Origin of the sequence: Ancylobacter defluvii (genome assembly GCF_018390605.1) — a bacterium.
Classification (GTDB): domain Bacteria; phylum Pseudomonadota; class Alphaproteobacteria; order Rhizobiales; family Xanthobacteraceae; genus Ancylobacter; species Ancylobacter defluvii.
Genome location: NZ_JAHBGD010000005.1, coordinates 840,357 through 856,265 on the forward strand (window position 1 = coordinate 840,357; position 15,909 = coordinate 856,265).

Below are 15,909 nucleotides of genomic sequence, written 5' to 3' on the forward strand. Positions count from 1 at the left end.
TGAGGGGAGATAACATGGAGAAGAGAAAGATCCCTCGCCCCACCTCATCTCCTAAGAGGAGAGAGGTGAAAATGGCGCGCCTCAAACGATCCTGTCGAGGATATCCGCCACCTCGTCGGGCCGGCTGAAGAACGGGGAGTGGCCGGCGTCGAGCGAATGCACCGTGGCACCCGGCACCGCGGCCTGCATCTCGCGCTGAACCGGCAGGGGCAGGGCCTGATCTTGCAGGCACTCGATGTAGTGCCGTTCCAGCTGGCCATAGCGGCCCGGGGTGATGGCGGAGATCGCCGCGAAGGGCACATGCGGCGTGACCGGGATCAGGTTCGGCAGTGCCACTTCGATCTGGTGGGGTGTGCAGTCGGAATAAAGCGAGCGAATGATCAGGTGGCGCTTGGAGAAATCGAGCCCCAGCCCTTCCCGGTTCACCCGCAGCATGCCCTGGGTTTCGAGAATGGCGGGGTGTTTGAGATGGGTCGGCGTCATCACGAAGTCGCGGGCGCTCCTGCCGTTCGGCGCCATGAAGCCGCTGAGATAGACCAGTGCCTGCACGCGCTCGGGCATCAATTCGCCCAGCCAGCTCGCCGTCGCGCCGCCGACGCTGTGACCGACGAGGATCGCCTTGCCCTCGATTTCTTCCAGCGCCGCGCGGGCGCTGGCGGCATAGGTCGGCAGGTCGGGAATCTGTGCGATCGGCGTCGGGTCGAAGCCGTGGCCGGCCATGTCGGGGGTGATCACCGCGTGGCCCATGGTCGCCAGCCGGTTCGCCACCTGCACGAAGCAACCGCCCCAGTGCCAGGCGCCGTGAATGAGGATGAAGGTCGCCATCGATTCCTCGCCGTTTGATCTGGTATTTTGTGCGCCGTCCTAGCCCCCGTGCCGCCCGCCGTCCAGAGCCGGGGGCGACAGGGCTTGTCGCCGGTGGCGACTTCCGCTGCCAACCTTCACGGAGTATGTTTTTGCGTCATGGCGCCGGATTGGGCAGCGGCCGCCGGTCGGGGAGAAACCATGCCGTACCGTCACCTCATCGGGCCGCGCGCTTACGTCTTCGCCGATCTCAAGGAGCTGATGGCCAAGGCGACGCCGCTGCGTTCGGGCGACATGCTGGCCGGCATCGCGGCCACCTCGGCGGAGGAGAACGTCGCCGCCCGCATGTGCCTCGCCGAGGTGCCGCTGGCGACCTTCCTCACCGAGGCGCTGGTGCCTTACGAGGATGACGAGGTCACCCGCCTTATCATCGATACCCATGACGCCGCCGGCTTCCGGCCGATCGCCCACCTGACGGTCGGCGATTTCCGCGATTTCCTGCTGTCCGATGCCGCCTCTTCCCAGATGCTCGCCGCGCTCGCCCCGGCGATCACCCCGGAAATGGCGGCGGCGGTGTCGAAGCTGATGCGCAACCAGGATCTCATCGCGGTGGCGAAGAAGTGCCGGGTGGTGACGAAGTTCCGCAACACCATCGGCCTGCCCGGCACCATGGCGGTACGCCTGCAGCCCAACCACCCGACCGACGACCCCGCCGGCATCACCGCCTCCATCCTCGACGGCCTGCTCTATGGCTGCGGCGACGCGGTGATCGGCATCAACCCGGCCTCGGACAGCCTGCCGGTACTGAGCGAACTGCTGAAGCTGACCGACGACATCATCGCCCGCTTCGATATCCCGACGCAGGCCTGCGTGCTGACCCATGTGACCACCTCGACCGAGGTGATCAATCGCGGCGTGCCGGTGGATCTGGTGTTCCAATCGGTGGCGGGCACGCAGGCCGCCAATACCTCTTTCGGCATCGACCTCGCCACCTTGAAGGAGGGGCGCGAGGCGGCGCTGTCGCTGAAGCGCGGCACGCTCGGCGACAATGTGATGTATTTCGAGACCGGGCAGGGCTCGGCGCTCTCCGCCAACGCCCATCACGGCGTCGACCAGCAGACGCTGGAAGCCCGCGCCTATGCGGTGTGCAGGCCGTTCAAGCCGCTGCTGGTCAATACCGTGGTCGGCTTCATCGGCCCGGAATATCTTTATGACGGCAAGCAGATCATCCGCGCCGGCCTCGAGGACCATTTCTGCGGCAAGCTGATGGGCGTGCCGCTCGGCTGCGACGTCTGCTACACCAACCACGCCGAAGCCGACCAGGACGACATGGACACGCTGATGACGCTGCTCGGCGCGGCGGGCGTCACCTACATCATGGGCATTCCAGGCTCGGACGACGTGATGCTGAACTACCAGTCCACCTCCTTCCACGACCAGCTCTATCTGCGCGACGTGCTCGGCCTGAAGCGGGCGCCGGAATTCGAGGCCTGGCTGCAATCGATCGGCATTACCGGGCCGGACGGGCGTCTGAAGCCGCCGGGCGGCACCAACCCGCTGCTCGCCTACGCCCCCGGCCTCGCGGCGTGAGGAGGGCAGGGCAATGAACGACGATAGCCGGCCGCCCAACGCCTATGTCATCGAGGATGCCTGGGCGAAGCTCGCCCGCGCCACTCCGGCGCGCATCGCGCTCGGTCGCTCCGGCACCGGACTGCCGACCCGCGAGGTACTGCGCTTCGCCCTCGCCCATGCGCAGGCGCGCGATGCCGTCCACACCGCCTTCGAGGCGAAGGCGACCGCTGCCGCCATCGCCGCCCTCGGCTTCGAAACCGTGCACGTCGCCTCCGCCGCGCCCTCGCGCGAGGCCTATCTCCGCCGCCCCGATCTCGGTCGCAAGCTGTCGGAGGAAGGCCGCGCCGCCCTCGCGCCCTTTGCCGGAAGCACCCCGGACCTGGCACTGGTGGTGGCCGACGGCCTGTCGTCGACCGCCATCCACGCCCAGGCGGCGCCGTTCCTCGCCGCACTCAAGCCGCGCCTGGCGCAGGAAGGCTGGAGCACCGGCCCGGTGGTCATCGCGAGCCAGTCCCGCGTCGCGCTGGGCGACGAGGTCGGCGCGATCCTGGCGGCCAAGGCGGTGGTGGTGCTGATCGGCGAGCGGCCGGGCCTGTCGTCGCCGGACAGCCTCGGCCTCTACCTCACCTTCGCGCCGAAACTCGGCCGCTCGGATGCCGAGCGCAACTGCATCTCCAATGTGCGCGGGGAGGGGCTCTCCCACGACCATGCCGCCTTCAAGCTCACCTGGTTGCTCAAGGAAGCCCTCGCCCGCCGCCTGACCGGCGTGAGCCTGAAGGACGAGAGCGATCTGCTGCTGGTCGGCGGCAAGCCGCCGGCGTCACGCCTCGCCGGCGGACAGACCGGCTGACGGACCGGCTGCCGGGCAAAGCTCCCCCAGCACCCAGTCGCGCAGCGTCGCCACTTCCGGCCGGGCGTCGGCGCCCTCGGGAAAGACGAAATCGAAGCCCAGCCCCTCGATCACCGGGCCGAAGGGCTGCACCAGCACGCCGGAACGCAGTTCCGACCCCAGCAGCGGCAGGCTGAGCAGCGCCACACCCTGTCCCGCCACCGCCGCCTCGATGGCGCTGTTCTCGTCGGTGAAGGTCAGTCCCGCCGTGGTGTCGAGGCCGGTGAGGCCGACCGTTTCCGCCCAGTCGCCCCAGCTTGGTGTCTTGTTGTGCACCTTGGCGAGCAGCCAGTCGAAATGGATCAGCGTCGCCTGCCTGAGATCCTCCGGCCCCTTGGGCGCGATGCGCGGGCTGCACACCGGGGCGAAGCACTCGGTCATCAACGGCACCGAGACCAGGCCGGGATAGCTGCCGCGTCCGTAGCGGATCGCGGCATCCGCCTCGCCCGCGGCCAGGTCCACCGGCTCGTCGGAAGCGTGCAGCCGCAGATCCCAGCCCGGATAGAGGGTGCGGAACCGCCCGGCGCGTGGCACCAGCAGCCGGGCGGAGAAGGCGAGGGTGGCCGACAGCGTCGCCAGTCGCCGTCCCGGGCGCGGGCGCGCCTGCGCCACCGCGTCCGCCATCGCGTCGAAGGCGCCGCCGAGCCGTACCGCCAGCGCCCGCCCGCTCGCGGTCGGCACCACCTTGCGCGTGCGGCGGATGAACAGCGGCGTGCCGAGTTCCTCCTCCAGCAACCGCACCTGATGGCTGATGGCGGTGGGAGTCACCCCGAGTTCGGCTGCCGCATCCTTGAAGCTTTCCAGCCGGGCGGCGGCCTCGAAGGCCCGAAGCGATCCCAAGGGGGGAAGACGGCGCATGGCATCCTCATGGATGAATTTCATTCATTCATAAGCTGAGAACTTCGCGTTTGTCGAACTGATTTCGGGAGCTTATCTCTATGCCATGCAAAAGACGCCTGAACGCGTCTCATCTTTTTCGACAGGAGTGATCCATGACCGCGTGGCTGTTTCTCGTGCTGGCGGCAGGGTTTGAAATCGTCTTCGCCCTCGCGATGAAGGCCTCCGAGGGCTTCAGCCGGCTGGTTCCCAGCCTGCTCACGCTGGTCGCCGGCGGCATCAGCGTCGTGTTCCTCACCATGGCGATGAAGTCGATGCCGATCAGCCTCGCCTATCCGGCCTGGACGGCGATGGGCACGCTCGGCGCCGTCATCCTCGGCGCCGCCCTGTTCGGCGAGCCGCTCGGCCTCGGCAAGATCCTCGCTACCGCGGCGCTGGTCGGCGGCGTCGCCGGCCTTCAGATCAGCAGCTGAGGGCGCGGGCGGCGGGCAAGATCGCCCGCTGGGGCGATGCGTGCCAGCGCGGCAGGAGAGCGACGACCGCCTTCTGCCGCACGGCGGCAAATTCCGGCAGCGCGGTATCACCGCAACCCTCGGCATAGCGTCGGTCGGTCGCCGCGACCACCAGCACCGGCGCCGCCCCGAACTGGTCGGCGGTGACATCGATGATCATATCGTGCTGCCGCACCCAGGCATGGGCCTGCCATTGCCGGCCGTCGAAGAACCCGTGTGGACCGACTTCCGGTTCATCGTCCCCCAACCGAGGAGTGCCGCTGACCCAGTGAGCCGGCAAGCCGTGCTCTTGAAGAATGCCGATAAGGAAAAGGCTGGAGCGCCCGCAGGTTCCCCGCGACATCACCATCGGCGTCTCGCCCCATGCGGCGTGCCATTCCGGCCAGATCGCCTCCAGAAAACTCCGCGCGGCGGTGGCGATTTCGTGCAGACGTTGCCGACGGCCGTCATTCATCGCCTCATCCCCGCCATTCGTAAATCCAGCGATAGCGCTCCAGCACGCCGGCGCCGCCCTTGGCCCGGATGACGAGGTTGCGCGCGAAAGCCGCCGGGCCGGAGAGATGGTACACCCGGTCCATCCCCCTTGCCGCCGCCTGCACCTGCGCGGTGCGCGCCCGGCGCAGCGTCTCGTAGCGGCGCAGCGCAGCGGCAATGTCGTCGCCGTCCCGCAGGCAATCGGCCAGCACCGTCGCGTCCTCGATCGCCTGCGCCGCTCCCTGGGCGAGAAACGGCACCATGGCATGGGCCGCATCGCCGAGCAGCGTCACCCGCCCGGTGCCCCAGGCATGCAGCGGATCGAGATCGAACAACGCCCAGCGCAGCCAGGCCCCCGGCGCCGCCAGCAATTCCTGCACATCGGCGCACCAGCCGGTGAAATGTCCGGCCAGCTCGCCTTCCTCGCCCTCATGGCTCCAGCCATGCGCGGTGCGCTCGTCGGGCGTGATGGCGACGAGGTTCACCGCCTTGCCGCCGCGCACCGGATAGGTGACGAGATGCGCGCGCGGCCCCAGCCACAGCCGCGTCGCTGCATCGGCGAGATGCGCTGGCAGCCGCGCCACCGGTGCCGTCGCCCGCCAGGCGGCGCGGTGACGGAAGCTGGGCAGGGCATGGGGAAACATCTGCCCGCGCACCGCCGAACGAACCCCGTCGGCACCGATCAGCGCCGCGCCGTCGAAGATCTCCGGCGTCTCGCCGCGCCTTATCGCCACGCGAACCCGGCCGTGTTCCTCGGAAAAGCCTTCGATGGTGGAGCGGAGAATCAACCGGATGCGCGGTTCGGCCGCGGCCGCCTCGGCGAGGGCCGCCTGCAGGTCGGCGCGGTGGATGACGAGAAACGGGGCGCCGAAGCGCCGCTCGGCTGTCTCGCCCATCGGCGCCTCGGCGAGCACGGTGCCCCGCCGGGCATCGATCACCCGCATGAAGGCCGGCTGCACCGCGCGCGCAGCCACCTGTTCGAGCACGCCGAGGCGGGCGAGGCAGCGGGTGGCATTGGCGGCCAGCTGCACGCCGGCGCCGGCTTCTTCCAGCGACGGCGCGCGTTCGATCAGGGTGACGTTGTAATCGGCCTGTGCCAGCGCAAGCGCCGCGCTCAGCCCCCCGACACCGGCGCCGGCGACGAGGATGTCGCGCTGGGACAAGGAGCCTCCTCAGGCCGCGGCGGCCTCATAGAGGCAGCCGGCCGGGATCGATTCGTCGCCGTGCAGCTTGGCGTCGAACTTGTAGAGGGTGGAGCAGTAGGGGCAGATGATCTCGTCGTCCGACCCCATGTCGAGGAAGACATGCGGATGGTCATAGGGCGGCTTGGCGCCGACGCACATGAATTCCTTCGCGCCGACGGTAATGGCCGGCACGCCCGCCGAATTGTGGAAGTGAGGAACGACGTGGCCTGCCATGTATCTGCCCTGTCCGCGCTGGTCTTTGAGAGGCCGACAGGATAGCCGCTGGAGCCGGCTGGCGGAAGAGGCCGCGTATCGGTCAGATCATCCATCCCATGGCTTCGCCACAATGCGCGTGCATGATGCAGCGTTCTCCACCCGGTTCCGCAATGATGCGCCGCCTGCCTCTCGCCCGGTTGTTTGCCGCGGCATCGCTCCTGGTCGCCCTCGCCGGCTCGGCCCACTGGCTGCTGCCGCTGGGAAGGGAGGGGCTCGCGCTGCTGATGGCACAGGACGACGCCGCGCGTCTCGCCGACCTGCGCCTCGACAAGGCACTCACCGCCGAGCGGGCGAACCGTGAAATCGAGGAGGCGCTGGCCGGCGGTGACACGGAGCTCGCGGCCAGCTTCGTCGAGCTTGCCGATGCCCGAGCCCTGCCGGTGCCGCCGGAACTGCGCGCACGGGTACGGGCCGCTTCTTCCTCCACCGCCGAAGCCATGCGCGGCGCCGGTGCTTTCGGCCGGGGTTTCGTCACCGGCGAGGCCGAGGATCTTGCCGGCCTCGCCGGCGCGACGGCAGGCGACCTCACCGTCTGGGGCGATGTGCGCGATCTCGGCCGGCAGGCCGGCAATTATCTGCGCGGCGACACGGTGGATCCGCTGATGGTCGGTCTTGCCGGTGCCGGCGTTGCGGCGACCGCCGCCACCTACGCCGCCTTCGGCGCGCCATTGACGTTGCGTGCCGGCCTCAGCCTCGCCAAGGGCGCCCGCCGGGTCGGCGCGCTGAGCCTGCGACTCGGCGACCAGCTCATCGGCCTCCTGCGCTCCGGCCGCAAGGCGCGTGCGGTCGCCGCCGTCGCCGATCTCGGTCGCGTCGGCGAGAAGGCGGGGATGCGCGCCACCTTCGCCGGCCTGCGCCATGCCGACGATGTGACCGATGTCGCGCGGCTGCGCCGGCTTTCCGACGCGAAGGGCGGCCAGACGCTGGCGGTGCTGAAGACGCTCGGCCGCGGCGCGCTGGTGCTTGGGGAACTCTCCACCAAGCTCGCCTTCTGGGTGATCGCGGCGGCGCTCAACCTTCTCGGCCTGGTGGCGGCGTTCAATAATTTCGTGGTGGCGCTGCTGCGGCCGTTGTGGCGTCAGGCAAGGCCTGTCGACTGAAGGCGCTGCCGGCCTGAGCACCACACCCGCCGCCGCCAGGCATTCCTGCGATCGGCGCTCCCCATCCCGGCGACCATGCAACGGCGCGCATATCCGGCATGCCAAGGATCGGCTTGGCATGCCTCGCCGCTGTCATTAGCTTGCCGGCTCTCATTGCCGTCCCGCTTTGCCGGAGCCATAGCCGCCATGCCGACCTTCTCCCACGATGGCCTCGACTTCGCCTATCTCGACGAGCGGCCGAGTGGAGGCGAGGGCGAGCCGATCGTCCTCATCCACGGTTTCGCCTCCACCAAGGAGATCAACTGGGTCGGCCCCGGCTGGGTGTCGACGCTCACCCGCGCCGGACGCCGCGTCATCGCCATGGACAATCGCGGCCATGGCGCCTCGGTGAAGCTCTATGAGCAGGACGCCTACGATCCGTGGATCATGGCCAGCGACGTGCTGGCGCTGATGAGCCACCTCGGCCTGCCGCGCTTCGATGTCATGGGCTATTCGATGGGCGGGCGCATCGGTGCCTGCGTCGCGCTCACCGCGCCGGAGCGGGCGCGCTCGCTCATCCTCGGCGGCATCGGCATTCATCTCGTCGAAGGCGCCGGCCTGCCGGTGACGGTGGCCGAAGCGCTTCTCGCGCCCAGCCTCGACGACGTCACCGATCCCATGGGTCGCACCTTCCGTGCCTTTGCCGAACAGACCAAGAGCGACCGGCAGGCCCTCGCCGCCTGCATCTATGGCTCGCGCCGCACCCTGACCCGCGAGGAGGTGGCCCGGATCCAGACGCCCACCCTCATCGCCATCGGCACCCGCGATGCGGTTTCCGGCGCGGCACGCCCGCTCGCCGCGCTGATCCCCGGCGCCGAGGTGCTGGATATACCCGACCGCGAGCACATGCTGGCGGTTGGCGACAAGGTGTTCAAGCAGGCGGCGCTGGCCTTCCTCGACGCCCGCCCCTGATCGCCGGCGGGCAATAGTTCGGAGGTGATCGGCGACAGACTGCCGGCGGGACTGGACCGCATAGGCCCGGCGCTCCACCTATGCTAGAACGTCGCCGGTTCGGCTCCGTCCGGCTCCGTCCGGCTCCTTCCGGCGGTGGCCGCGCCTCTCGCGAGAGGCAATCGACAGGATGTAAGGCAATGGTGCAGGCTTTCAATTCGCGCGCGGACGCGACGCGCTCCCTCATCGAGAAGGTCGATCCGGTCTGGTCGCGCATCCGCCAGGAGGCGGAGGACGTGGCCATGAACGACCCGGCGCTGGCGAGCTTCGTCTATTCGACGGTGCTGCATCACCAGTCGCTGGAAAAGGCGGTGGCGCATCGCATCGCCCAGCGTCTCGATCATGCCGATGTTCCCGCCGAACTGATCCGGCAGGCCTATGACGACGCCTTTGCCGCCGACCCCTCGCTCGGCGTCGCCATCCGCGCCGATCTGATGGCGGTGTGCGACCGTGACCCGGCAACCGACCGGGCGATCCAGCCGCTGCTCTATTTCAAGGGCTTCCACGCTATCGAGACCCATCGCCTCGCGCATTGGCTCTGGCACAATGGCCGCCGCGACTTCGCGCTGTATCTGCAGAGCCGCTCCTCGGCGGTGAACCAGGTCGACATCAATCCGGCGGCGCCGTTCGGGCGCGGCATCTTCTTCGATCATGCCACCGGCATCGTGGTCGGCGAGACGGCAGTGATCGAGGACGATGTCTCGATCCTGCAAAACGTCACCCTCGGCGGCACCGGCAAGGAGCATGGCGACCGCCATCCGAAGATCCGTTACGGCGTGCTCATTGGTGCCGGCGCCAAGGTGCTCGGCAATATCGAGATCGGCCATTGCGCCCGCGTCGCGGCCGGTTCGGTGGTGCTGAAGCCGGTGCCGCCCAAGACCACGGTGGCCGGCGTGCCGGCACGCATCGTTGGCGAAACCGGCTCGTGCTGCGATCCCTCGCGCAGCATGGACCAGCTTTTCGAGCCGCCGTTCCTCGGCGAGTCGATCTGAACCGGGGGAAGTAACCCCGGCGCTGTTGCGCGGCACGCCGTGCCGTGGCAAGCCTGCGGCCCGACACACCATCGTGGGAGCACGGTTTTGGAAAAGAAGGATCTCGAGCGCGTCCAGACCTATATGCGCCGGTTGTTCAACAACACGCAGATCAAGGTCGTGGCACGCCCGAAGAAGAAGGATTCCGCCGAGGTCTATATCGGCGACGAGTTCATCGGCGTGATGTTCGAGGACAAGGAAGACGGCGACCTGTCCTATAATTTCCAGATGGCGATCCTCGATACCGACCTCGAAGATTGATCGCTTCTGGAGGATTGACCCATGCCGATCTATGCCCTTGACGGCGTCCAGCCGGAGCTTCCTGCCCTCGGGCGCTTCTGGGTCGCCCCGGATGCCACCGTCATCGGCCATGTGGCGCTCGCCGACGAGGCGAGCGTGTGGTTCGGTTCGGTCATCCGCGGCGACAATGAGCGGATCTCCCTCGGCGCACGGGTGAATATCCAGGAATTGTGCGTCCTGCACACCGATCCCGGCTTCCCGATGACCATTGGCGACGACTGCACCATCGGCCACAAGGCGATGCTGCACGGCTGCACCATCGGGGAAAACAGCCTGGTCGGCATGGGCGCCACCATCCTCAACGGCGCCCGCATCGGTAGCAACTGCCTCGTCGGGGCGGGGGCGCTGGTCACCGAGGGCAAGGAGTTTCCGGATAATTCGCTCATCGTCGGTGCGCCGGCCAAGGCGATCCGCGAGCTCGGACCGGAATGGCAGGCGCGCATTCACGGCACCGCCGCGCATTATGTGCGCAACTGGCGCCGCTTCGCCGAAGGTCTGAAGCGCATCGACTGAGCCCGCTATCCGGCGCCGGCAAGTTATCGTAAAGGCCGATTAAACAAAAACGCTCCCGCCAATCTGTCGGGAGCGTTTGTTTTAGGTAAATCCGCGCCGGATCTTCAGCTTCGGTCAACCATCCCCGCGCATGGCTTCCGCCCGACACGTCCTTCGGAAGGTGGGCGCCAGCCCCTCCTCGTATCGGCTTACTTGGCGCGGCCGACGGTCGCCGGCGCCAGCACGTCGCCCAGCGAAACCCAGCGGTTCGGGTTGCCTTGCGCCTGCCGCTTCACGAAGCGATAGCCGGTCTCATGCCACAGCAGGATCGGCGCTTCCTGGTTGTCGAGCACCAGGTCGCCGCGGTCGCTCACCACGGCAAGCACCGCGTGGCCGGCATTCTTCTTGTCGCGCACCACGGTGATGAGCAGCGTCTCCGGCGGCCAGCCGAGACGGACCAACTCGCGGCGCTTCACCAGTACATATTCCTCGCAGTCGCCATAACCGTCTTCCGCAAAGGTCCAGCGCTCGACTTCGCCATAGTGATCGATGTCGGTCATCGGCTGGATGCGGGCATTGATCTCGTCGTTCACCTTCTGGAGCTGGTGGAATTCCGCCTCGTTGACGACGACCCGGCCGGCGCGGCCGTTACCATTGCCGCATTCGGCCGGCATTTCCTCACAGAAGCGCGCATAGCCGACCGGGGTCGAGGTCGAGCCGCTCACCGCCATATTGGCGGCGAAGGGCGAGAGCATCGCCACCGCCTCGCTCGCGCGCGCTTCGCTGGCCCGGGCCGGCGCCATCTCGGCCGGCACTGCCAGCACCGCCATCGCCACCGCGACCAAGGCCCCCGTGAGGCTCTTCATCTTCGCGAACTCCATTTCCCTGTCCACGATCACATCATGACAGAGAGGTTTTGATCTTGGTCTAAGCGAAGCGCGGAATTCGTAACGACTGCCGACATGGAATGTTAACGGGTTTTCTATTGCTCGTTAACCATTGCGGCTTGGATTTTATTTACGTCTGTCGGGCACGCGCCCGCTCCGCCCGTGCTTGCCGAGTCGGTGCAGGGCGCCTATGTGATCGGCGTGCTAGACGCGACCCGACATGCCGATCCCCGGCACCAGCCCATCTTCAACGTGCCGGCGGTGATCGTCGTGCTGGCGGTTGTGCTCGTCGCCATTCAGGCCGTCCGCGCTCTGGTGGGGGAGGGGATCGACGTCGAGATCCTCGCCCTGTTCGCCTTCATCCCGGCGCGCTTCGATCCCACCGTATTCGCCGATGGCGTTCTGCCCGGCGGCAGCGGGGCGGATGTGTGGACCTTCGTGACCTATGCCTTCCTGCATGCCGATTTCATGCATGTCGGCATCAACACGCTCTGGCTGCTGGCCTTCGGCTCGCCGGTGGCGCGGCGCTTCGGCGCGGCGCGTTTCGTCGTCTTCTTCCTGTTCACGGCGGCGGCCGGCGCCGGGCTGCATCTGCTGACCCATGCCGGCGAACCGGTGCCGATGATCGGCGCCTCCGCCGCGGTGTCGGGCTGCATGGCGGCGTCGCTGCGCTTCATGTTCGCGACCGAGGGCTACGCCGCCTGGCGCCCGGACACCGCGCGGCACGCGGTGCACGTGCCGGCGCAGCCGCTGACGCGCATCCTGCGCGACCGGCGGGTGATCAGCTTCGTGGTGGTATGGTTCGCCATCAACATCGCCTTCGGCCTCGGCGCGCCGAGCGGCATCGCCTCCGGCACCGTTGCCTGGGAGGCGCATATTGGCGGTTTCCTCGCCGGTCTGCTGGCTTTTCCGCTGTTCGATCCGGTACGCCGCGCGCCGGACGATCGCCGCTACGCCGGCTGATCACGCAACGGCCCGCCCGGTGCCGCCCGGCCGTTGCGGCGGCGGGTTCCGGCGAGTTGCAGCAACCCTATTGCCGTCCGCTCCATTCGGAACGATCATCTGTCGCAAGGGAACGTGCCAATGCATGGCCCGTTCTGAGCCGGCGGACGATGAAACGATCCGCCCGACAAACCGGGCATCACCGCGACGGATGATGCCCGCCGGGAAGGAGGCAAGCCAATGACCGTACGGTCTATCTTGGACGAGAAGGGTTACAGCGTTGAGACCATCGGTCCGAGCGCTTCGCTGCGCGAGGCGGCCGAGTTGATGGCCCAGAAGCGCATTGGCGCCCTGGTGGTGACGGACCGCGAGCGGCGGGTTATCGGCATCCTGTCGGAGCGCGACGTGGTGCGGGTGATCGGGCTGGAGGGACCGGAACGGCTCGACGACGAGTTGGACACGGTGATGACCACCAAGGTGGTCACCTGCGACACCAACGAGACGGTGCCGCAGCTGATGGAGCAGATGACGGCCGGCCGCTTCCGCCACATGCCGGTGGTGCAGGGCGGCAAGCTGATCGGCCTCGTTTCCATCGGCGACGTAGTGAAGCACCGCCTTGCGGAGTTCGAGCGCGAGAGCTCGGCGATGCGGGAATACATCCTGTCGACCTGAGGCGTATCGACGCGAGGCGCACCCACTCTTTGGCTGCCCGCCCTCTTCGGAGGTTCTCCGGAGATCCGGCGGGCGGTCGCCGTGCGCCTCCTGCCGTTGCCCATCCCGGACCCTTCCGGGTCAGGCCCGGACAAGATCGCGCCGGATAGGGGCGCGCCGTGCGTGATCGCCTCTGGGCCCGCTCAGAAGCGCGGCGTGTCGGTCTTGTCCGGCGTACCGTAAACCTGCTGCGGATCGAACAACCGGCCGACGTCATTCACCGCGAGCTTCAGCTCCGGGGTCGGCGGCGCGCCGAGCGGCACCGAGCGGAAGAAGCACGAGCGGTGCCCGGTGTGGCAGGCCGCGCCGCTGCCGGCCATCTCGACCCGCATCAGCACCGCGTCCTGGTCACAATCGATCCGGAGCTCCACCACCTTCTGCAGGTGACCGCTCTCCTCGCCCTTCTTCCACAGCCTACGGCGCGAGCGGCTGTAATAGTGTGCCAGGCCGGTCTCGATGGTCAGCGCCAGCGCCTGTGCGTTCATGTGGGCGAGCATCAGCACCGCACCGTCACCTGCATCGACCGCTACGGCGGTAACGAGGCCGTCGGCATCGAATCTCGGGCTGAGACGGTCGCCTTCCTCCACCGCGTGCTTGTCGCCGGCGGGGGCGAACCAACGGGCGGCGTCGGTCACGGACGGGCGCCGCGAATCAGGTTCATGAAGCGCACCTGCTCCTGCGGATCGTCGCGGAACACGCCGGTGAACTGCATGGTGACGGTGGAGGCGCCCGGCTTCTGAATGCCGCGCATCGCCATGCACATGTGCTCGGCCTCGATGAGGATGGCGACCCCGCGCGGCTTCAGCGTCTCGTCGAGAGCGGTGATGATTTGCGAGGTCATGTGCTCCTGTGTCTGCAGGCGGCGGGCATACAAGTCGACCACGCGAGCGATCTTGGACAGGCCGACCACGCGCTCCACCGGGAAATAGGCGACATGCGCCTTGCCCATGAACGGCACCATGTGGTGTTCGCAGTGCGAATAGAACACGATGTCGCGCACCACGACCATGTCGTCGAAATTGCCTATCTCACCGAAGGTGCGGTCGAGCACGCTCTCCAGCGGGGCGCTGTAGCCCTTGTAGAGCTCCTCATAGGCCCGCACCACGCGCTTGGGCGTGTCGATCAGGCCCTCGCGGTCCGGGTTGTCGCCGGCCCAGGCGATGAGTGTGCGCACCGCGGCTTCGGCGTCCTCGCGGCTCGGCTTCTGCGTGGCCATAGTCTGGGTGGCCTCCACAGGGCTTTCGCTTTCGTTCTTTGCACTACGCATCAAGGCATTCAGCACGGCATCCATGACGAACTCCGTTCGACGGCGCATTGATAACCGGGCGCCGGGGTGTCACCGGTTTTGTCGCCATGCGGGTGCGGAGTAGCCGGAAGCCGGCCGCTCTGCCTGACGCGCAGAGGCTCGAACGGGACCGGGGCTTCTTTCGCCACGATCCCGCATTCCTATATAAGGGACACGTACCGCGTCGCAACCAGCCATTCAACGCAATGCCGCTCCTAGCGGATGGGCGCTCTCATGATCAACGACGTTTATAATCGCCGCATCCTCGAGCTTGCCGCCGATATACCACGGCTCGGCCGGCTGGAGGCGCCGGATGCCACTGCAACGGCGCATTCGAAACTTTGCGGTTCCACCGTCACCATCGACCTCGCCATGAAGGACGGGATCGTCACCGATTTCGCCCATGAGGTGCGCGCCTGCGCCCTCGGGCAGGCCTCTTCCTCGATCATGGCCGACCATGTGGTCGGCTCGACGGCGGAGGAGCTGCGCGAGGTGCGCGAGGCGATGCGCCGCATGCTGAAGGAGAATGGCCCGGCTCCCGGCGGGCGCTGGTCCGAGCTCGCGGTGCTGGAGCCGGTGCGCGACTACAAGGCCCGCCACGCCTCGACCCTGCTGACCTTCGACGCGGTGGTCGATGCCATCGGCCAGATCGAAGCGCGGCAGGCGACCGAGGCGGCGGAATAGGGCGCTCACCGCACGGTGAAGAAGGTGAACAGCACGTCGCCCTTCGGCCCGGTGAGGCAGACGAAGCGGTTCGGCTCGTCCTTGCGGTCGCGCTGGATGTAGGCCTCGCCCATGATCACCCCGCTCACCGGCGTATCGCCGATCTTGCTGTTGGCGGTGGCGATGGTGAGGCCGTCGACGTCCATGTAGATGTCGTCGATGGAGGGCGAGACCGCCTTCAGCCGCTCCAGAGCCCGCTCCTTGCAGGCGGCGACACGCTGCATGTCCGGGTCCACCTCCGGCGACGTGGCTGCCGAGGGCGCCGGCTGGGTGCCGCCGGCCGGCCCCGCGGGCGCGGTGGGGGCGGGCTTCGGCGCGGGTGCCGCGGCAGGTGGGGCGTTGCCAGGTGGGGCGTTTACCTGCGGCGGGCTGGCAGGGGCGGGATTTTGCGCCGCGGCGGGCAGGAGCGCGAAGGGTGTGAGGGCCGTCATGCCGGCAAGCAACAGAAGGCGCAGCGTGGTGGTCATTATGAAGCAAGCTCCCAGCTCAACGCCCATCGGGCCTGGCGTTAATGCGCGGCGCGCCCGCCGGTTCCCGGTTAGGGGTGCGGGGAGGGCGTGGTGAAACCGCGCATGGATGCCCTGGCGACGCTGCGGCACGTGCCGCGCCACCTGTTGCGGATACCGATCCTCGTCTACCGCTATTCGCTCTCCGCCTTCATGGGGCGGCAATGCCGCTATTTGCCGACCTGCTCGGAGTTCGCCGATCAGGCAATCGTCCGCCATGGCGCCTGGGCCGGCGGCTGGATGGCGGCCGGGCGTATCTGCCGCTGCCATCCCTGGGGCGGTTCCGGCTTCGAGGCGGTGCCAATCGAATTGCCGCCGAAAGCGGCGTGGTATATGCCGTGGCGCTATGCGCGGGCGCCCGGCGCATGGGTGAAAGACTAGGCCCGCACCAGCC

21 protein-coding genes are annotated in these 15,909 nt (G+C 67.9%); 12 read left to right on the forward strand and 9 right to left on the reverse strand.

Features of this window, described 5'->3' with window-relative positions:
• Positions 1-81: 81 nt before the first annotated feature.
• Complete coding sequence (locus tag KHC24_RS06505) at positions 82-825, reverse strand: alpha/beta fold hydrolase (protein ID WP_213360904.1); 744 nt, start codon at positions 823-825, stop codon at positions 82-84.
• A 180-nt stretch (positions 826-1,005) separates the two neighbouring features.
• Here KHC24_RS06505 and KHC24_RS06510 point away from each other — a divergent pair, with 180 nt between their 5' ends.
• A complete protein-coding gene (locus KHC24_RS06510) occupies positions 1,006-2,394 on the forward strand; it encodes an ethanolamine ammonia-lyase subunit EutB (protein ID WP_213360906.1) in 1,389 nt (462 codons plus the stop codon).
• Between the two features lie 13 nt (positions 2,395-2,407).
• On the forward strand, positions 2,408-3,226 hold the full coding sequence (eutC, locus tag KHC24_RS06515; protein ID WP_213360913.1) for an ethanolamine ammonia-lyase subunit EutC: 819 nt from the start codon (positions 2,408-2,410) through the stop codon (positions 3,224-3,226).
• On the opposite strand, the gene KHC24_RS06520 is transcribed toward eutC, so the two are convergent.
• Complete coding sequence (locus tag KHC24_RS06520; protein WP_246546184.1) at positions 3,197-4,123, reverse strand: LysR substrate-binding domain-containing protein; 927 nt, start codon at positions 4,121-4,123, stop codon at positions 3,197-3,199. The two genes, eutC and KHC24_RS06520, sit on opposite strands and share 30 nt — an antisense overlap.
• A 134-nt stretch (positions 4,124-4,257) precedes the next feature.
• Here KHC24_RS06520 and KHC24_RS06525 point away from each other — a divergent pair, with 134 nt between their 5' ends.
• Positions 4,258-4,575, forward strand: coding sequence for a DMT family transporter (locus KHC24_RS06525; RefSeq protein ID WP_213360915.1), 318 nt, complete (start codon positions 4,258-4,260; stop codon positions 4,573-4,575).
• Here KHC24_RS06525 and KHC24_RS06530 read toward each other — a convergent pair.
• The 3 genes from KHC24_RS06530 to KHC24_RS06540 are packed head-to-tail and all read right to left on the reverse strand — an operon-like array spanning position 4,565 to position 6,506.
• On the reverse strand, positions 4,565-5,068 hold the full coding sequence (locus tag KHC24_RS06530; RefSeq protein WP_213360917.1) for a hypothetical protein: 504 nt from the start codon (positions 5,066-5,068) through the stop codon (positions 4,565-4,567). The genes KHC24_RS06525 and KHC24_RS06530 overlap by 11 nt on opposite strands.
• A gap of 4 nt (positions 5,069-5,072) precedes the next feature.
• The gene (locus KHC24_RS06535; RefSeq protein WP_213360924.1) at positions 5,073-6,251 is read right to left on the reverse strand and encodes an FAD-dependent monooxygenase; all 1,179 of its coding nucleotides are present in this window, start codon (positions 6,249-6,251) and stop codon (positions 5,073-5,075) included.
• Between the two features lie 9 nt (positions 6,252-6,260).
• Positions 6,261-6,506, reverse strand: a complete 246-nt coding sequence (locus KHC24_RS06540; protein ID WP_213360926.1) for a zinc-finger domain-containing protein — start codon at positions 6,504-6,506, stop codon at positions 6,261-6,263.
• Between the two features lie 152 nt (positions 6,507-6,658).
• Here KHC24_RS06540 and KHC24_RS06545 point away from each other — a divergent pair, with 152 nt between their 5' ends.
• The 5 genes from KHC24_RS06545 (at position 6,659) to KHC24_RS06565 (ending at position 10,482) form a co-directional block, all read left to right on the forward strand.
• Positions 6,659-7,648, forward strand: coding sequence for a hypothetical protein (locus KHC24_RS06545; protein WP_246546185.1), 990 nt, complete (start codon positions 6,659-6,661; stop codon positions 7,646-7,648).
• Positions 7,649-7,834: 186 nt separating this feature from the next.
• The gene (locus KHC24_RS06550) at positions 7,835-8,599 is read left to right on the forward strand and encodes an alpha/beta fold hydrolase (RefSeq protein ID WP_213360928.1); all 765 of its coding nucleotides are present in this window, start codon (positions 7,835-7,837) and stop codon (positions 8,597-8,599) included.
• Positions 8,600-8,778: 179 nt separating this feature from the next.
• Entirely contained in the window at positions 8,779-9,630 is an 852-nt protein-coding gene (gene cysE, locus KHC24_RS06555) for a serine O-acetyltransferase (RefSeq protein WP_213360930.1), read from the forward strand.
• An 87-nt stretch (positions 9,631-9,717) separates the two neighbouring features.
• Positions 9,718-9,930: a DUF3126 family protein gene (locus tag KHC24_RS06560; protein WP_213351414.1), complete on the forward strand. Its 213-nt coding sequence runs from the start codon at positions 9,718-9,720 to the stop codon at positions 9,928-9,930.
• A gap of 21 nt (positions 9,931-9,951) precedes the next feature.
• Positions 9,952-10,482, forward strand: a complete 531-nt coding sequence (locus tag KHC24_RS06565; RefSeq protein ID WP_213360932.1) for a gamma carbonic anhydrase family protein — start codon at positions 9,952-9,954, stop codon at positions 10,480-10,482.
• Between the two features lie 188 nt (positions 10,483-10,670).
• Here the strand turns inward: KHC24_RS06565 and KHC24_RS06570 are convergent, their stop codons facing one another.
• The gene (locus tag KHC24_RS06570) at positions 10,671-11,327 is read right to left on the reverse strand and encodes a transglutaminase-like cysteine peptidase (protein WP_213360934.1); all 657 of its coding nucleotides are present in this window, start codon (positions 11,325-11,327) and stop codon (positions 10,671-10,673) included.
• A gap of 183 nt (positions 11,328-11,510) precedes the next feature.
• Between KHC24_RS06570 and KHC24_RS24995 the strand changes: the two genes are divergently transcribed.
• Both KHC24_RS24995 and KHC24_RS06580 read left to right on the forward strand, forming a co-directional pair.
• Positions 11,511-12,311, forward strand: coding sequence for a rhomboid family intramembrane serine protease (locus KHC24_RS24995; RefSeq protein ID WP_271180666.1), 801 nt, complete (start codon positions 11,511-11,513; stop codon positions 12,309-12,311).
• 219 nt (positions 12,312-12,530) lie between these two features.
• On the forward strand, positions 12,531-12,962 hold the full coding sequence (locus tag KHC24_RS06580; protein WP_213360941.1) for a CBS domain-containing protein: 432 nt from the start codon (positions 12,531-12,533) through the stop codon (positions 12,960-12,962).
• A 182-nt stretch (positions 12,963-13,144) separates the two neighbouring features.
• On the opposite strand, the gene hisI is transcribed toward KHC24_RS06580, so the two are convergent.
• Together hisI and folE are read right to left on the reverse strand one after the other, a co-directional pair.
• Entirely contained in the window at positions 13,145-13,636 is a 492-nt protein-coding gene (hisI, locus tag KHC24_RS06585; protein WP_213360943.1) for a phosphoribosyl-AMP cyclohydrolase, read from the reverse strand.
• Positions 13,633-14,292 (reverse strand): GTP cyclohydrolase I FolE, encoded by a 660-nt coding sequence (gene folE, locus KHC24_RS06590; protein WP_213360945.1) that lies wholly within the window; start codon positions 14,290-14,292, stop codon positions 13,633-13,635. Before folE ends, hisI begins: the two co-directional genes overlap by 4 nt.
• A 228-nt stretch (positions 14,293-14,520) precedes the next feature.
• On the opposite strand from folE, the gene KHC24_RS06595 reads away from it, so the two are divergent.
• Positions 14,521-14,970: an iron-sulfur cluster assembly scaffold protein gene (locus tag KHC24_RS06595; protein WP_213360947.1), complete on the forward strand. Its 450-nt coding sequence runs from the start codon at positions 14,521-14,523 to the stop codon at positions 14,968-14,970.
• Between the two features lie 5 nt (positions 14,971-14,975).
• Here KHC24_RS06595 and KHC24_RS06600 read toward each other — a convergent pair whose 3' ends face one another.
• Complete coding sequence (locus KHC24_RS06600) at positions 14,976-15,476, reverse strand: hypothetical protein (protein ID WP_213360949.1); 501 nt, start codon at positions 15,474-15,476, stop codon at positions 14,976-14,978.
• A 93-nt stretch (positions 15,477-15,569) separates the two neighbouring features.
• Between KHC24_RS06600 and yidD the strand changes: the two genes are divergently transcribed.
• A complete protein-coding gene (gene yidD, locus KHC24_RS06605; RefSeq protein WP_373878604.1) occupies positions 15,570-15,896 on the forward strand; it encodes a membrane protein insertion efficiency factor YidD in 327 nt (108 codons plus the stop codon).
• Positions 15,897-15,909 lie beyond the last annotated feature (13 nt).

What these genes read in the sequence shown, in the direction of transcription:
- KHC24_RS06545 (WP_246546185.1), top strand. Translation starts at nt 6,659, where the DNA reads ATGATGCGCCGCCTGCCTCTCGCCCGGTTGTTTGCCGCGGCATCGCTC.
- KHC24_RS06600 (WP_213360949.1), bottom strand. Translation starts at nt 15,476, where the DNA reads ATGACCACCACGCTGCGCCTTCTGTTGCTTGCCGGCATGACGGCCCTC.
- eutC (WP_213360913.1), top strand. Translation starts at nt 2,408, where the DNA reads ATGAACGACGATAGCCGGCCGCCCAACGCCTATGTCATCGAGGATGCC.
- KHC24_RS06540 (WP_213360926.1), bottom strand. Translation starts at nt 6,506, where the DNA reads ATGGCAGGCCACGTCGTTCCTCACTTCCACAATTCGGCGGGCGTGCCG.
- KHC24_RS06505 (WP_213360904.1), bottom strand. Translation starts at nt 825, where the DNA reads ATGGCGACCTTCATCCTCATTCACGGCGCCTGGCACTGGGGCGGTTGC.
- KHC24_RS06530 (WP_213360917.1), bottom strand. Translation starts at nt 5,068, where the DNA reads ATGAATGACGGCCGTCGGCAACGTCTGCACGAAATCGCCACCGCCGCG.
- KHC24_RS06570 (WP_213360934.1), bottom strand. Translation starts at nt 11,327, where the DNA reads ATGAAGAGCCTCACGGGGGCCTTGGTCGCGGTGGCGATGGCGGTGCTG.
- KHC24_RS06595 (WP_213360947.1), top strand. Translation starts at nt 14,521, where the DNA reads ATGATCAACGACGTTTATAATCGCCGCATCCTCGAGCTTGCCGCCGAT.
- KHC24_RS06550 (WP_213360928.1), top strand. Translation starts at nt 7,835, where the DNA reads ATGCCGACCTTCTCCCACGATGGCCTCGACTTCGCCTATCTCGACGAG.
- KHC24_RS06565 (WP_213360932.1), top strand. Translation starts at nt 9,952, where the DNA reads ATGCCGATCTATGCCCTTGACGGCGTCCAGCCGGAGCTTCCTGCCCTC.
- KHC24_RS06580 (WP_213360941.1), top strand. Translation starts at nt 12,531, where the DNA reads ATGACCGTACGGTCTATCTTGGACGAGAAGGGTTACAGCGTTGAGACC.
- KHC24_RS06520 (WP_246546184.1), bottom strand. Translation starts at nt 4,123, where the DNA reads ATGCGCCGTCTTCCCCCCTTGGGATCGCTTCGGGCCTTCGAGGCCGCC.
- KHC24_RS06510 (WP_213360906.1), top strand. Translation starts at nt 1,006, where the DNA reads ATGCCGTACCGTCACCTCATCGGGCCGCGCGCTTACGTCTTCGCCGAT.
- cysE (WP_213360930.1), top strand. Translation starts at nt 8,779, where the DNA reads ATGGTGCAGGCTTTCAATTCGCGCGCGGACGCGACGCGCTCCCTCATC.
- KHC24_RS06525 (WP_213360915.1), top strand. Translation starts at nt 4,258, where the DNA reads ATGACCGCGTGGCTGTTTCTCGTGCTGGCGGCAGGGTTTGAAATCGTC.
- folE (WP_213360945.1), bottom strand. Translation starts at nt 14,292, where the DNA reads ATGGATGCCGTGCTGAATGCCTTGATGCGTAGTGCAAAGAACGAAAGC.